Annotated in this window: 16 protein-coding genes; 2 read left to right on the top strand and 14 right to left on the bottom strand. The window is 39.5% G+C overall.

The window, feature by feature from the left end:
- Nucleotides 1-30: 30 nt before the first annotated feature.
- The 4 genes from CSV60_RS09765 to CSV60_RS09750 all read right to left on the bottom strand — a co-directional run bounded on the left by CSV60_RS09765 (nt 31) and on the right by CSV60_RS09750 (nt 3,926).
- A complete protein-coding gene (locus CSV60_RS09765; RefSeq protein ID WP_369803172.1) occupies nt 31-1,047 on the bottom strand; it encodes an LLM class flavin-dependent oxidoreductase in 1,017 nt (338 codons plus the stop codon).
- Nucleotides 1,048-1,052: 5 nt separating this feature from the next.
- Nucleotides 1,053-1,412 (bottom strand): winged helix-turn-helix transcriptional regulator, encoded by a 360-nt coding sequence (locus CSV60_RS09760; protein WP_099636864.1) that lies wholly within the window; start codon nt 1,410-1,412, stop codon nt 1,053-1,055.
- 153 nt (nt 1,413-1,565) lie between these two features.
- Complete coding sequence (gene thiD / locus CSV60_RS09755) at nt 1,566-2,393, bottom strand: bifunctional hydroxymethylpyrimidine kinase/phosphomethylpyrimidine kinase (RefSeq protein WP_099636863.1); 828 nt, start codon at nt 2,391-2,393, stop codon at nt 1,566-1,568.
- 186 nt (nt 2,394-2,579) lie between these two features.
- Entirely contained in the window at nt 2,580-3,926 is a 1,347-nt protein-coding gene (locus CSV60_RS09750) for a dihydrolipoyl dehydrogenase family protein (RefSeq protein WP_099636862.1), read from the bottom strand.
- 143 nt (nt 3,927-4,069) lie between these two features.
- On the opposite strand from CSV60_RS09750, the gene CSV60_RS09745 reads away from it, so the two are divergent.
- Nucleotides 4,070-4,585: a cupin domain-containing protein gene (locus tag CSV60_RS09745; protein ID WP_099636861.1), complete on the top strand. Its 516-nt coding sequence runs from the start codon at nt 4,070-4,072 to the stop codon at nt 4,583-4,585.
- Nucleotides 4,586-4,959: 374 nt separating this feature from the next.
- On the opposite strand, the gene CSV60_RS09740 is transcribed toward CSV60_RS09745, so the two are convergent.
- The 7 genes from CSV60_RS09740 to CSV60_RS09710 form a co-directional block, all read right to left on the bottom strand.
- A complete protein-coding gene (locus tag CSV60_RS09740; RefSeq protein ID WP_099636860.1) occupies nt 4,960-5,340 on the bottom strand; it encodes a DUF3887 domain-containing protein in 381 nt (126 codons plus the stop codon).
- On the bottom strand, nt 5,276-5,932 hold the full coding sequence (locus tag CSV60_RS09735) for a class I SAM-dependent methyltransferase (RefSeq protein WP_099636859.1): 657 nt from the start codon (nt 5,930-5,932) through the stop codon (nt 5,276-5,278). The genes CSV60_RS09740 and CSV60_RS09735 overlap by 65 nt, the downstream gene beginning before the upstream one ends.
- 251 nt (nt 5,933-6,183) lie before the next feature.
- Nucleotides 6,184-6,510 carry a monothiol bacilliredoxin BrxC family protein gene (locus CSV60_RS09730; protein ID WP_099631480.1) on the bottom strand — a complete coding sequence of 109 codons (327 nt, stop codon included), beginning with the start codon at nt 6,508-6,510 and terminating at the stop codon, nt 6,184-6,186.
- A 164-nt stretch (nt 6,511-6,674) separates the two neighbouring features.
- On the bottom strand, nt 6,675-6,896 hold the full coding sequence (locus tag CSV60_RS09725) for a small, acid-soluble spore protein tlp (protein WP_099636858.1): 222 nt from the start codon (nt 6,894-6,896) through the stop codon (nt 6,675-6,677).
- 85 nt (nt 6,897-6,981) lie between these two features.
- On the bottom strand, nt 6,982-8,994 hold the full coding sequence (locus tag CSV60_RS09720; protein WP_099636857.1) for an acyltransferase family protein: 2,013 nt from the start codon (nt 8,992-8,994) through the stop codon (nt 6,982-6,984).
- 240 nt (nt 8,995-9,234) lie between these two features.
- Nucleotides 9,235-12,414 carry a hypothetical protein gene (locus tag CSV60_RS09715; RefSeq protein ID WP_099636856.1) on the bottom strand — a complete coding sequence of 1,060 codons (3,180 nt, stop codon included), beginning with the start codon at nt 12,412-12,414 and terminating at the stop codon, nt 9,235-9,237.
- 425 nt (nt 12,415-12,839) lie between these two features.
- Nucleotides 12,840-13,367 (bottom strand): D-glycero-alpha-D-manno-heptose-1,7-bisphosphate 7-phosphatase, encoded by a 528-nt coding sequence (locus tag CSV60_RS09710; protein WP_099636855.1) that lies wholly within the window; start codon nt 13,365-13,367, stop codon nt 12,840-12,842.
- 94 nt (nt 13,368-13,461) lie between these two features.
- On the opposite strand from CSV60_RS09710, the gene CSV60_RS09705 reads away from it, so the two are divergent.
- On the top strand, nt 13,462-13,749 hold the full coding sequence (locus CSV60_RS09705) for a hypothetical protein (RefSeq protein ID WP_369823617.1): 288 nt from the start codon (nt 13,462-13,464) through the stop codon (nt 13,747-13,749).
- A 359-nt stretch (nt 13,750-14,108) separates the two neighbouring features.
- On the opposite strand, the gene CSV60_RS09695 is transcribed toward CSV60_RS09705, so the two are convergent.
- From CSV60_RS09695 to CSV60_RS09685, 3 genes are all read right to left on the bottom strand, one after another.
- Nucleotides 14,109-14,624, bottom strand: a complete 516-nt coding sequence (locus CSV60_RS09695) for a QueT transporter family protein (protein WP_099636854.1) — start codon at nt 14,622-14,624, stop codon at nt 14,109-14,111.
- A gap of 154 nt (nt 14,625-14,778) precedes the next feature.
- A complete protein-coding gene (locus CSV60_RS09690; protein WP_099636853.1) occupies nt 14,779-15,534 on the bottom strand; it encodes a 3-oxoacyl-ACP reductase in 756 nt (251 codons plus the stop codon).
- A 55-nt stretch (nt 15,535-15,589) separates the two neighbouring features.
- A complete protein-coding gene (locus CSV60_RS09685) occupies nt 15,590-15,811 on the bottom strand; it encodes a DUF2829 domain-containing protein (protein ID WP_029052786.1) in 222 nt (73 codons plus the stop codon).
- Nucleotides 15,812-15,970: the final 159 nt, after the last annotated feature.

Raw genomic sequence — 15,970 nt, 5'->3', positions numbered from 1 at the left:
TTTCTTCCTGCAAGGCGGATGCTTTTTCTTTTACTTCATTATTTCACTTAGGATTTCATATGAACGAAGTCGCTCTTCATGATTGAAGATTCCTGAACTGATAATCAGCTCATCCGCTTTCGTCATTTCCACGAACTCTTCTAGCTCCCGTTTCACGGTTTCCGGACTTCCAATGATGACAGACGGTGCTTGGCTTTGCTGTGCAACCGCTTCTTGCTCAAATGGTGACCATGCCGCATGAATATCTTCAATTGGAGGAGTAAATTGCGTCATCTTACCTTGTCGGATATTTAGAAACTGCTGCTGCATGGATGTAGCTAAGTATTGTGCCTTTTCATCCGTATCCGCTGCAATTAAATTAACTCCCATCATTACATAGGGCTTCTGAAGATCTTTCGACGGTCGGAAACTTTGATGATAAATTTGCAGAGCCTGCATCATAAACTGCGGTGCAAAGTGACTGGCGAACGAAAACGGTAAGCCGAGTTCCGCAGATAACTGCGCACTAAAGCCGCTTGAACCAAGCAACCAAATCGGAACGTCCTGTCCTGCTCCAGGAAATGCTCGAACACGATCAGTCGGATTGCCCGCAAAATACATACGTAATTCTTCTAGTTGTTGTGGGAAATCTTCTCCACCGCTTTGTAATGTCCGGCGAAGTGCATACGCTGTCGCCTGGTCACTTCCAGGTGCACGGCCTAGCCCTAAGTCAATACGACCTGGATACATAGCATCGAGTGTACCGAACTGTTCCGCAATAACTAGCGGTGCGTGGTTTGGCAACATGACACCGCCAGAGCCCACTCGAATATCTTTCGTCATCTGCGCTACATGTCCAATGATGATAGATGTCGCGGAACTCGCAACACCGGGCATATTATGATGCTCCGCCAGCCAGTAGCGATTGAAACCCCAATCTTCTGCATGCTGTGCAAGATCTACACTATTCTTAAATGACTGACCCGCATGACTTCCTTCATTGATCATTGCTAAGTCTAATATCGATAACGGAATTCCGCTAAAATGTTTTGCCTGTTCTCTTATCAATGCATTCACTCCTCATAACAACAACCATTTTTCTTTACCCACTCAAAAATGGCCTGAATAATGTCTTCCAATTCTTTCCCTTTCGGCGTAAGTTCGTACTCGACTTTTCTGATCTTTGGATCGGACTGATTTTTAATGACCAAGCCATGTGCTTCTAAATCACGCAATCTCTCCGTTAAAAGACGATTTGATATCCCTTCGATCTCCGACGATAATTCAAAGAACCTTTTCGGTCCGTCTAATAAATGATAAATGATAATTCCCATCCAACGCTTACCGATAAACTCGATCGTGTTGTGGAAACTATCGCAACTTTTTTGACCTTTAGGATTTACTGATTGAACAAACTCTTCATTTTTCTTCATTAGCAAAACCCCAATCCTCTACTTTTTTTACTTTATCATACCTAAGTTTGATAAACAAGCTTACTAATAGTAACCTTGTAAAGAACTCACTTTTAGTAGGTTACGCAAAAGAGGATGTCTTAGGAGTGTTACTCCTTCTAAGACATCCTTTTTTCATACTTGCTCAATAGTTACACTACAGCTCACTTCATCGTACTTACCATACGCTGCGTGATAGATCGGCCCCACACCTTGTTTGAAGGTCAAGGAATGGCGAATGCCTGCTGTGATGAATTTCTTCGCTTCCACCACGGCATCTTGTACCGTTTGTCCTTTTGCCAAGCCTGCCGCGATAGCAGCAGAGTAACTACAACCCGCACCATTCGTATTCACCGTGTCCATTCTGGGAGCTTCAAGTAGATAAAACTGTTCACCATCATACAGCACATCTACTGCCGGCCCTTCCAATCTTCCACCTTTCACTAATACGAACTTCGGTCCAAATTCAAACAAACGACGTGCAGCTTCCTTTAAATCCCCTACAGATCTCAAGTCCATACCGCCCAATAAGTAAGATGCTTCAGGCATGTTCGGCGTAATGACTGTCGCAAGAGGAATTAATTGCTTTTGCATCGCCTCCATTGCATCGTCTTTCAATAACGCAGAGCCCATCTTTCCGATCATCACGGGATCTACTACAATATTTTGAACGTCAGACTGCTGAATCCATTTCGTTACGTTGACAATAATTTCTTTTGTAAACAACATGCCAGTCTTCATGGCATCGATACCGATATCTTCTTCTATCGTCACCAATTGCGCTTCAATCGCTTCCCAAGACTGAGGGTATATACCTTGTCCAGTACGTGGATTTCTTGCAACAATCGCTGTGACCGCTGTGGTGCCAAACACATCAAATTCTTGGAATGTTTTCAAATCTGCTTGGATTCCTGCTCCCCCACGTGCAGCGGAACCGGCGATAGTTAATGCTCGCTTGATCATCGTCTCTTTTCCTCCTATTTACTATGTACTTCATCGGTTTATTTACACTATAATAGCCTCATTCTTCAGGATAACGTAGCGAGGTTTGAAGAGTCAATTTCATAGTAGTGTACAGAATACTTTCCTTTTTACTAGTAACTAAAAACCCTCTATCCACTTACAGGATAGAGAGTTGCAATGATTTTTTTACACCATATAAGAAATATCGGAAGCTATCGTTGGATACGCGAATGGCATTTTCTTTAATTCTATAAGAGGAATTTGGAATCGAATAGCCATCGCAAATAGATTAATCAGTTCATCGGCTCCACTACCCAAGAAATGAGCACCAAGTACGACGTCTTTCTCTTGGTCGATAATTACTTTAAATGCCGCGGCCCCTTGATTTGTCTGTTTATATGTGAACCACTCGGTGATATCTTGTGACTTTACATATATTTTTAAACCAGAGTTTTTTGCCTCTTGTTCGCTCATTCCAACGGATGATAATTTAGGAACGGTGTATACAACAGATGGAATGACTGGATAATCTGCCGTTTTGTTATTCCCTTTTAGAAGATTAGAAGCGACAACATGTGATTCAGTTGTTGCGACGGGTGTCAATGGAGGCGCGTCACTTGAAGCGACATCTCCAGCTGCATATACATGTGGATTACTTACGCTTTGCATGTATTCATTGACACATACGCCTTGCTTATCACGCTGTACATTTCCTTTTTCTAAATCAATATCCAATGCCGGTGTGCGTCCTGCTCCATGTACAACAAGATCCGCTTTCCATTCTACTTGGCGATCCTCTTGTTCCCCTTTGACCACAAATGAATGGCCACATTTTTCAATTCCATTTACTGGTGTGTTCAAATGCACATGAACACCCATTTCTTCCGTACGTTTAATCAGCATTTTCACTAAATCTTGGTCAAATTTCTTTAGGGCGTTTTCACTTCTATGCAAAATATGCACTTCTGAGCCTGCCCTTGCGGCAAGATGCGCAAATTCGAAGGAAATAAATCCGCCACCTATAAAGATAATCTTTTTAGGTAGTGACTCCAATTCCATGAAGTCATCACTCTGCGTCAAATATTCCTCACCTTCAATACCCATCTTTATAGGTTCTGCACCTGAAGCAATTAAAATATATTTCCCTTTCAATACTTCCGAACAGACCTTCAACTCGTTTTCACTTTGGAAGACTGCCTTGCCATGATACATATCAATTCCTAATTTCTCATATTTCTCTTCGGTATCTTCAGGTATCGACTGAGTAAATGTGCGTTTGAATTCCATTAATGTAGGCCAATCGATTTTGCTGTCTCCTTCAATTCCTTTTCCACGCATCCGTTCATTCCAATCAATCAGTTCAGCAGCCTCTACCAATACTTTCTTCGGATCGCACCCCCGTTGAGAACATGTCCCACCCAATGGTCGATCATCGATAATTGCGACGCTCCAGCCTTCTTTCCTACATTTTGTTGCTGTAATGGAACCCGCACTGCCTGTTCCAATCACAAGCAAATCATATTCTTTGACCATACTTTATCTCCTCCACCTATTCTTGCTCATTCTATAATCAATTACCCTTTATTGACCTTTATCACACTTGGAAACCAGTATACAATTCAATTCACGTTACGTTCCTACGTACATACTATATAACAGCAAACAGGAAAGGTCGGATGAAAATGATTTCAAATAATCCCCATTACGCAGCGGATTTGAATATTAGTCCCTTTTTCAAGAAAAATGAAAAGAACTTTATTAATATTCTAAGCAGCAAGCAACTAAACACATTGGATGATTTGTCGATGTTGGATATCTTCCTCAGTAAAGATCACATCATTGAACCTCATTATCATCCAAATGCTTCCGAGCTGACCTACTGCGTTTCAGGCTCTGCTACTATTTCTATTATGAATATTGACACGAAACTTTTTCAACATTATACGATTACAGCAGGTCAAGTCGTTAATATTCCTCAAGGATGGTGGCATTACCAAATTGCACATACCGATGATACGCATCTGCAAGGTATATTTAACGCAAATACTCCAGAGGTCGTCTTAGGTTCCGATATTCTGACTGCTACACCAACTGACGTTTTTGCCTACTCTTATGGAATAAATGAACAACAATGGGCAACCGCTGTGAATGATATTTCCCCTACGCAATTAATAGGCCCACCAACAGAGTAAGCATTTACAAAAGCGACGGTAGCATTCCGTCGCCTATCCCTTCATCATTCCACTGGTTCTTTCCAAGTAGACATACCTTCCGAAACATTGATCACTTTGTACCTTTCTTCATACAAAACCCGCATCTTTTCTTGCTTCTTTTAACTGATCCGTATAAGAAAGTAATGCAGAGCTTTCTCATTTTCTAGCTCATCAATCTCCATCTCTTTTAACCAGACAATCATTAGACGTTTTAAGTTATTCTATGCATATTGCAAAGCTTATTGATAAATATCAATAGAATTCATAATTTACACCCTTCATCCTTGGCACCATGAAAGAGAAAAACCCTAACTAGAAGTGACCCACTTCCGTTAGAGCTTCGATTATTGTACTTATTTCACGAAAAATCCTGCGACTCGTTGCTGTTCATCCAATGTAATAGTGTATACTCTATTGTCCTCTTTGTATTTCGTAGCAATTGTTGTAACAAAGTATTGCTCTTTTTTAGTGACAGACTCTTTTTCAAAACTGACGAATTCGCCGGATTCCTTTACAATATCGGCTACTTCTTGTAATTGCTCTACAGATAACGCATCTTTCATCGTTGCGTCGAACATTGTACGCATTTCATCAAATTTCTCTTCGTTGAATAGCGTGATCGCCTCTTTCGATTTCTTAATATACTCTTTGGCGGCAGATTCATCGACCTTATTTTTCCCACATGCAGCGAGTAGGAAAACCGTTGCCAAGGCTAGTATAACTAGTTTTTTCATGCTCTAACTTCCTTCCATTGATAGATAAAAACAAGCCTCCATAGAGTAATTCAATCTCTTCTACGCATATACCTGAATCGATGATTAGTGAAAGAGTGTTTCGGTTTAATTGGCAGCCATCGCAAACCTTTTCCCATAACGGATTTACTAGATCTTGTGCTTTAGCAAAGCCCGGCTGCTCGAGTTTGACATGTTCAAAAAATAATAGAGTCGCATTCGGCTTGCTAACACGTTTAATTTCTTTTAACGCGCGTAGTGGATTAGGTATTGTACAAAATACTAAAGTCGAGATTACCGTGTCAAATGTATGATCGGCAAATGGTAATGATTCTGCACTTGCCTCATATAGAGTAATGGGAACATGCGCATTCCGTCCTCTTCTCGAAGCTCTGCGACTCATCTCTGGATTCGGTTCGATCGCTGTTACATGTTTTGCCTGTCGATAAAATGGAAAATTGATACCAGTACCTGAGCCGATCTCCAGTACATTTCCTTGTGCGTTACGGATTAATCCTGTTCGAACCCTTTTAAATCGAGTTACTTCAAGAGGCTTCATGGCTATGTCATATATTCTCGGAAACACATTTCCCATTTTAGGAACTCCCTTTACTATTTTCTATTACTAACTGTTCCATTACAGTAATCTGAATACCAGACTATATAGCAGTCCTATATATCACAGGTATGTTCATCATACAGCCAGTACTCGGTACGTCGATGATCTTGATTCAAATCCGTGGATGAGGTGGCGGCTGCGCATTTGCAATTTCCATAATGGATTAAAAATGCCCATGCACCTTTCCATATGTCCTAGTAAAGAAACATTCGAAATTCTTCCGTATCTTAGACATATTCTTGTATGGCATCCAGTACTATCTGTTCTTTGATTTGATAATGAGTGGCTTGCCAAATTGCTCGCTGATCTTTTAAAATCAAAAGTTGTGGAATTTCGTGGGGAACACCTAGATCTGATTCAATAGCCGTTGAGAGCTTTTTACTCACCTGTGTAATAACAATATAAATAGGCAATTCCGTTCGAAGTCCATCCAATTCTTTTTTAGCTGCCAAACTACTAATAGATGTCATGCTCGATTTAAACAACAGAAACGGTTGCTCATCTGACTTTTCAAGTAATTCCCGCCACTCGTCGATCTTTTTTATTCTCTTCATTTTATATTCTCTCCTTGTATACAAAAATCCTGAAATATACTAGATCCTTCTATTCTATACAGCGTACTGAACGGATTCCTCTTTTTTGCTTATATATCCCTCATTCAACAGCAAAAACCCTCACTTCTATAAGTGAGGGCCAACCTTCTGTCGTAGCAAATTATTTATAAATAACCATTGATCCGTGACTTGTCTTCTTCGCTAATTTCTTCTTTTAAATCCTCGATACTTTCTGCTCTGCGTTCATTTTTCTTCTTAATCTGTTCGAACTCCTTGCCCTCTGCAAACTTCATCGCATCTTCTGCTGCCTCCATATTACTGATTGTCTTCTTCAGTCGTACTTTGTTATCAGCAGAATCATTCGGTTTCGGATAGTTTTTCGCCATCATATACACTCCTTTTTGAAGTTTTCTTTCTATATGATAGCTTTCCCGTATCTAAATGAACTATACAACGTTCAAGTCAAACCAATCACTCATCATTGCGTATATTTTTACCTAAGCTATCAAATGCTTGCTGCAACGGTACTTTTAATGCGGGTGCTAACGTTTTTGCATATTGTGCAGTAATATGGTTATCATCCCGATAGACAATGATATTCCCGATAACAGGATAACAAGTTGTCTCATCACAAAATGAGTCTGTTAAGTCTGCAAAAAACACATTCGATGGAATTCCTTCTGTCACTTTCCACGGAGTTTCCTTTGCAATAGCTTGATCTCTTGGTACTGAACAGTCCAATGGATCCTCTGACTGTTCAAGGCAGACTGGAATAATTTCTTGCATACGTGGATTATCCCGTATCGCAAAAATGGTAGTAATGCCTTCAAGCTTTTTCCACTGATTAATAAATCCCCGAGGTACTTTTGGACGCTTGTTCACTGTCGCTGTTGTGAAAACTACGTCAGGTGGATCTTCTAGTAACATATCCATTAAATTATGATTCCAAGGAATACAAGCTTTCGTTAAGTGTCCTTTAGGATCCTCGTCAGTAAATCGGCAACCATCATGACTATATAAATCGATTTTAAAATTCATTTCTTCCGCTAATTCTATTAAAGCTGGAAACCAATGACCTGAATGCGAACCACCAACGAGCGCCAACGTGAAGTCAAAGTCCTCCAATACACCGTAAGAACATTTTCTGACTTCAGTTAGGTTAGCCGATTGGCATTCCAAATCATTGTAAAATGCCGGTAGATCATTTTTTATTTCTGAAGGTGCAGGGATCAGGTCTGTATAAGATACGCTTTTCATATCATACTCTTCTGATTGAGCACCGGGGTACTCTTGTTCATCGACAATATTTGAACTAGCAGTTGCCACTTCAATATAAGCTGAAATAGAAAATATTGAACTACATGCAAGTACGAACATAGCAGACAATACGACAAGTAGTTTCCCTTTCTTCTGATTTCGATCTATTTTTTGAACAGGTTTTTCTAATAACTTAGTAGAAATCATGGACAACACAAAGGTCGCCATCAATAGTAAAATCCCATCTTCTATAGGCACGGTTTCTGTTTCCATATAAGATCGATAGAAAATCAGCAACGGCCAATGCCATAAATACACACCATATGTAAGACTACCGAGATAGATCAGAGGCTTTGTCGCTAAAAATCGATTGACACCATATATCGTTATACTTTCAGAAGCGACTAATATTAGTAATACTCCGCTAATAGGAATCAAAGCCAAATAGCCAGGAAATACAGTGGAAACCGGGAATAAAAATCCAGTAAATCCAATTATTGCAAGACCTAGCCATCCTAAAATCACACTCCATCTTTTATTGAAAAACAGGTATGGCGATAGTAAAGCAAAAATCCCACCAATACTAAATTCCCATATCCTCGTGAATGTATTGAAGTATGCAAATGGCTGGTTGACATGTGTTTGATAGACGGAAAAAGCCAGTGAACCTATACATACTATGATAAGCGAACCGAGTAAGGTCTTATATACAGGTGTTTTCAAAAGCTTTCGTGCAATATAATAAATAGATGCTAGCAAAATAGGCCAGATGAGATAAAATTGACCTTGCACACTGAGTGACCAAAAATGTTGAAACGGACTAGGTAAATTATTTTGCGCCAAATAGTCGACAGAATCTAATGCTAACCGCCAGTTTTCAAAATAAAACGTGGAAGCTATCATATGCCTGATGATTTCTCCCCATTCAAACTTCGGCAGAAGAATCACCGCAAAAATTCCTGTGAATATTAACACTACTGTAGCTTGAGGTAATAGCCTTCTCGTTAAACTCAGAAAATATTCGACAAAATTCACTGATCCCGTTCGTTCTATTCGCGTGATGATGGATAACGTCATCAAATAGCCTGAAATAACGAAGAACACATCGATTCCACCAGACACCCTACCAAACCATATATGATAAATGGCGATCAATAACGTTGCGACCGTCCGTACCCCTTCTATTTCGGGTCTAAATCTTTTAGTAGGTAACTTTAGATCCGACATAATTTCCTCCATTAATATACTGTTTTAATTTTAAATGCATTCCATACTATATCATAAAACTATGGAAACGTTCATTTATTTTCAGTTCATATTATGTAATTTTGATAAGTACTAGAGTAGGGTTAGTAAAAGAACTAATTCATGTAAAACACCCCTATCCTTTTACTAATCCACCCCATTTACACGAAAAAACAGAAGTCTCCATAAAGACTTCTGCTCTTTCATTATATGGAACTACATTCACTTCGCTGTAAATGCATCTTGCAAATAATAATAAGACTTCTTCAATCGTTCTTCATACATGGGAACTTGCCAATTATCCCATGTATAACTTTTCATTGAATCCAACTTCATGTCATGTAGCGCAGGAAATGACTCCAGTACTTTACCATCTTCTGATGTTAATACCGCTCCAATAAATAGTTCTTCAATGTGAATGCTTGTTTTGGTACCATCCGCCAACAAAGTCTCGATAAACTCTTTTGTACTTGGATCTTTTGCTTGTAACAACATCCACGGAATACGTAACTCCAGCATGCCATCACGCATATGGTAATCTGCTAATGAGTCATAATCAGTCGAGTCGGGATCTCCATTTCCTTCCCGAAGTTTTCCCGTTTCATAAAAGCTGAAAGGAATCGTGCGCTTTTCATTTGCAACAAAATATTTTTTATTTAACGCGTACTGCATAGGAATGAATTGATTCGTTTGATCTTTCATTTCCTCTTTGGGAATATATCCTACATCTTTACCGTAGTCATGGTGGAACAGATCATAATGAGGATCAATCAACATTCGTGATTTGGAACCGTTAATTTTAGCAATGAACTCTAGTCCATTAGTAAATTGTATACCCTCTATTCTACTAGCGCGTGTATTTCCACGCCCTGGTATCGTATCAAAGAGAATATTTACGACGTCCGTTGCACCTATTTTGGATTCATCATAATCTATCCGAATGTACAAGAAGGTTTCATCATGATCTACATACATTTTCTCAAGCGTACCTTGCTTGTTCGTGTACATCGGTTCTCCTGTCCATTCCTCTTCATATCCTGCCAATTTTATTTTCAACGGATCAAAGCTGAGCAGACCGAATTTTTGTTCATTTGTCTGTGTGTTAGACCAGTAAGGACGACGGTCTGGATTATCATATTCTGCTGTGTTCCACGTTCGTTTAAACCATTCATCTTGCCATGAAAATACTAGTCCACCCATTAAATTCTCATGCAATATATCTTCATATAAATGTGTCAATGTTTCGCCTTGCTGGTCTTCTGATATAAAACCTTGGTTCCAGCCAAATGGATTTTCATGTGCTTTTCCTCTCGAAGCAGGAATCCCAAATTCTGAAATCAGAATCGGTATTCGATGTGCTTCATGTAAATCTTTTAAATAGGCAGCGTAGTTATTCTTCTGACCTCTGAAATCAATAAACTCACGATACTTTTTCTCGTAATTCAAAAAATCCGGATAATATGGATATACATGATAGGATGCAAATTGACCCGCCTTCTCCATCTCGCCTTTCGTGTAGAGTAGATTTGGATTAACGGATACCATATCTTCCTGACTAGATGAATCAGACGGATGTGTCAACAAATCCGTTGTCACCCAGTTGACGAAGCTCATCGGTCGAATTTGCTCGTAGTTACTCACTTCATGTGAGACTAGGATATCCATTTGTTCTGCCAGCCAATATTCGAATGCTGCAGCACCTTTTGTTTCAAAATACTTTCCGCTATATTCTCCTAAATCAGGATGTAATTTATTCGTGTTTTCTACCATGAATGGATACCATTCGATTCCAATCATCCATGCTGTGACCCATTGGGAAATATCCGCATCGTACACACCAGATGCATGACCAGGACATGGCGGTACAGTCGCATTTCCGTGAATGACATCGACAAGTTGAATCATTTCTTTTTGGAAGTCTTTCAAATTCTCTTTTTCAAAAGCATCCAAGGACTCTTCCAGTTTTTCTTCATTAATCCATACACCATGCATGACATATATAGGTGTATCGTGTACATCGTTATACGCTTTTAATGCGTGATAAAAGTCAGGTGGATGAAGCGTGTAGACGCGTATAGTATTGGCGTTCATCTCGCCAATGGCTTCGAACCATCTATAATATTCTTCTTCTGTAATGGCAGCTTCTCCAGGAAATGCTCCCGGTTTCCCCATTCCAATATTTACACCTTTCACAATCATCGGAGTCCATTTTCCTTCTGATAGAACCTCCAAATACTTACCATTCATTCGTGATGTCATCTGTACACCGTCATGCTTCGATTCTTTCTCATCCTTTACCTCTACCTGACCGAACTTTGCTAGGGCTCCTTGCATCATGGGTACATAAGCTGACCAGAAGAATGTTTTCTCAGAAGATCTTTGAAGCGTGGCATAAACTTTCGCTATTCCTTTCACTTGATATATAGAAGGGACATTTTTCACACTACTGAAATCTCCAGAAAAATACATACTCTCCGAAACACCTGATGCATGACCAATAACCGCATCGAATTGAGTAGGGATTCCTTTTTCATCTAACAGCTTTTTTCCTTTTGCGGTAAGATTCCAATCATACACCGCTAATGATTGGCCTTGCTCCGCTGTAACGATATCGAACCATGAATGAAAACGATGCGAACCCGTGAAGTTTAATCGTTCCGTGCCGATGTCCGTAAATGTTAGCTGAATACCTTCATTTGAGAATTCTTCATTTTTTTTCAATGCAAGAACTTCACCTGTTGTATCATTCATTAACAGAAAACCAGGTCCACTATATGTCCACTCTGCTGATTGCTCGGAAAGAATGCTTTGCAACTCTGCATTTTTTTGTGGATCAAGTTCTTCTATATAACGACCTTTCCAACCAGAAAACTTTAATCCCATTCGATCTTCAACACGTGTACGTACTTTTTCTGAAGTGGGGGCAGAAAACGAATTATACTCCGCTATAAACAACGAAGGCTTTTTTGAATTAAGTCTTTTCAATATTCTTTGCCATTCTACTTCTTGTAGTCCGCCATGATCATCCTCGTAGGCTGCAAGCACAGGATCTTTCGTATCTACTGTACGTTCATCGATACTGTCTGTATTTGCCAAGTAAATGATATCTTTTTCCATATAATCCTGTGGTAGTGGATTTAACTCAGAAATACCCTTTCCTTGTGCTACTGTGAATCCGCCATAATAGTCACGCGCTGGATCAAATGGTTTGTTATGCGAAGCCTTTACTTTTGCATAATTCAATACCCAACTAACCCCAAGATGTTTTGTATGTAAATTTTCTACTGCTGATTTATCTATAATGGCTACTTTCATCGGTTGATTGTCTTTCAAAAACCATAATCCTACAGGTACAATGAGTAAAAATATCAAAATCATCACAATCACTATTAACCTCTTCATACGCAGCCCCCGTCCACTAGTACACATGTATTCTATTGTCTCTAAAGTAGTTCTAATCAATTATTTACTTTGTACAAAAACAAGAGTAATTAGCACCACTTTTTTATCATTTCCAACAATTATAGCATATTATAATACTTTATCACTAGCACTTTTCAATAGAGTGATCATAACAAATGCTTGAACGCTGACGCAGAATTTATCTATGCTGATGTGTGAAGAAGTCGGTGATGCAAGAAAATGAAGTGCCCCAAATGTCTATATCTTTGGGGCATTTACTACCGGCATCAGGAGCTCGTGCAATTGAAGTCAGTTGGACCTTGAAGTGATTGGGTAGATTATACTGGGATTCATCACTCTACCAATTGACTGAATAAACATGTGAAGCGGGATCTACTAGTGATGAAGTATCCCCCCTTTATCATTCACTTTTCCATATCGTCGATGATCCAAGGAACCGCATGAAGCAGATCGGGATATACTGCATCGGCTAGTGGATCTGTTGTACCTAGGAAGACGGTTTTAGTACCTGCTCTCTTTCCGGCAATAATGTCTGTATCTGTATCGCCTACCATATATGAGGCGGACAAGTTTACGTCATATTTCATAGCGAGATTTTCTATTAGTTTACTGTGCGGCTTTCGGCAATCACAACCAGACTTCGGCTTATGCGGACAATAAGCGACTTCGTCAACTACCGCACCTTCCTTTGCGAGCTCTGCTATCATATGATCATGAATGGATTTCAATGTAGATTCTTTCATGTAACCAAGACCGACACCGCCTTGATTCGTTACAACGAATATATAATCAAACCATTGATTCAATTGTTTAATCGCCTCTGCTACTCCCGGCAAAAAATATAATTGGCTAGGTTCATTCACAAATTTCACTCGATTCGTTAACACTTCATTAATCACACCATCTCGATCTAGAAATACAGCTTTTTTCATGTTGGCCTTCCCCCTTAAGAAATGGTCGTATTACCTTCATATTGTCCCCATTACATGTTTTTAAACGTAGTGTGACTGGCTCCATGCAAATATTTTGAGTTCATTAATTGTCGAAGCAATTTCACTTACATATTTAGCTATATTGAACACCGTAAGAATGTTGGGCATTGCGATGATTATGATGCCTTCCACTACACTAGGTCTCAATCAGCTACCGAATCATTTGATTTCTCATGGTACAGCAATGAATAATACATTCCGACAAATTTCAGGATCTCTCGGAACGGCTTTCCTTGTTTCAGGTTGTATATCTATTGTTGGTCTACTATTGGCACTTCTGATTAAAAATCCACAACAACAGAATAGGAAAGCATCAAAATAATTATATGAAAAGGATGTCTTAAGAAGTGGAATTGCTTCTCGGGACATCCTTTTTTACATAGTTCTGGATCCAGAATACAACTTGTATACCTGCGTTTTTTATCTAAATGAATGTATAGCCGACTAGATATTTTGTAAAGTTTATTATACATCTGTACTAGACGAGGTGATGAGTTACGTGATTAAAAATTGAGTAAAAGAATTGCGTGCACGAATGGATATAACACAAGGAACACTTGCAGGACAAGTAGGAGTCACACAACTAACGATTGTGGCATTAGAAAAAGGTAGTTATACTAAGCATATTTTGAGTAAGATAGAAAGAGAGCATATTCACAAAATCTGCGAATATGCTCTCTTTTATTTGGACAAATCTATTTTTTTATTCAATGTATATATAATAACTCCGCCAATTGTCATAGATAATAACTCACCGATTCCCGCTGTCAGCCATGTAGCCCAGAATGGGAAACCAAGCAAAATTGTCAATTGAGCAGCAATTGCGCACATAGACAATGCAAACACAATAGCAGTGATCACCATTTTGACGATGTCATTTTTAATTTTCTTTGTCAGCGCACGACATATTAATAATGCGACTAACGTAGCCATAGAGCCAATCGGTACATCCAATATCCATGTGGGTGACATAAAGTTTGCGAACATGACACCTAGCGTGACACCGATCACGTATCGTTTATTATACAAAGCCAGATAATTGAACATCTCTGACAAACGCAGTTGGATTGCGCCAAAACTGATAACCGCAAACACAAATGTCACCGCCACATACAAGGCTGCGACAAGAGCTGTTTTGGTCAGTTCATTCACCGTACTCTTACTCTTAGGTGAATCTTTTACATAAGACATACTCATTTTATTTTCTCCTTTATGAAACAGCTAAGTTGCTATTCCAGTAATAACTACGACCAAAGGAAGAAAGAGCCTATCGCTCGATCAAAAGTGTCGTAGTGCAAACAGAATTTGCTTGCTTCGGTATTATAACAGAGTTCCCTATAATACAAAAGCTTTATTTTGCTGTCCATCCTCCATCAATCGGAACAACCGTCCCATGAATATAATCAGCCGCTGAACTAGCTAAGTATAAGGTTAAGCTCGCGACCTCACTCGGCTGTGCCCAGCGCCCCGCAGGTGTTTCTTCTGCTACCCACTTTGCCATTTTACCGTCTCCTGCGAAATCCGCTTGGTTCATCGGCGTCTGAATTGCGCCCGGTGCAATCGCGTTCGCACGAATTCCCTCACGGCAGTAATCCATGTCCAATTGCTTTGTATAACCGATAATGGCATGTTTTGATGCCGTATAGGCTGCCCCGCCACCACCGGCTACAAGACCTGCAATGGATGCCATATTGACAATGATACCTGACTTGCGCGCGATCATATGTGGCAATATTTCATTCGTCATAAAATAGGTACCTTTAACATTCGTATCCATGATTTTATCCCATAATGCTTCATCAGTATCCAAAGTTTTCGCAAAACCGTCCAGTACACCAGCTGTGTTTAATAAAATGTCTATTTTATCAAATACTTTACATGCTTCCTTCACCGCGTGTGCTACGTCATTCTTTACACTGACACTGCCTATCGTATAGGCAAACTGCGATGGATACTCTTGTTGTAATTCCGACAGACCTCCTTCGTTTATATCAAACGCAAAAACATTTGCTCCGTTTTCCAAAAATGCTCTAGCTTGTGCTTGTCCAATACCTGAAGCTGCACCAGTCACTAGAACCGTCTTCCCTATATATTCTTCAAATTTCATAATATCCTCCTAAAGAAAAAAGCCCATGATGGCTCATGAGCTTCGATTCATTGTATTATTCTACGATTACCCAGTCCTCTGCAAGTAAGTCACAGACAGTTGGTGTGAACATGGTGTATCCTTCACCCGTTACGTCAATCACGAAATAAGGATTTAACTTCTTGCCGTCCTGTTCGCTCTCTCCTACTAGTTTCACATATAACTCTGCTCCACCCCAGTTGCTACGGATTACTTTCTCTCCAGCTTTCAAACGTGGCAATATTTCTTCAAATGTCATGTATATCCATCCTTTATCACTGTAATAATTCGGACAAGTTTATCGGGAAAAGTATACTTGATTATAATCATTTTTACAACTTGAGACCATTGCAACCATCCTATTGAGCAGAATGAATGTACCTTTTACTTTAGATTACTAACTGTCCAACTTGCCATA

Origin of the sequence: Sporosarcina sp. P7 (genome assembly GCF_002743425.1) — a bacterium.
Classification (GTDB): Bacteria; Bacillota; Bacilli; order Bacillales_A; family Planococcaceae; genus Sporosarcina.
The sequence above is the reverse complement of the archived record's forward strand: the minus strand, read 5'-3'. Positions and strand labels throughout refer to the sequence as shown.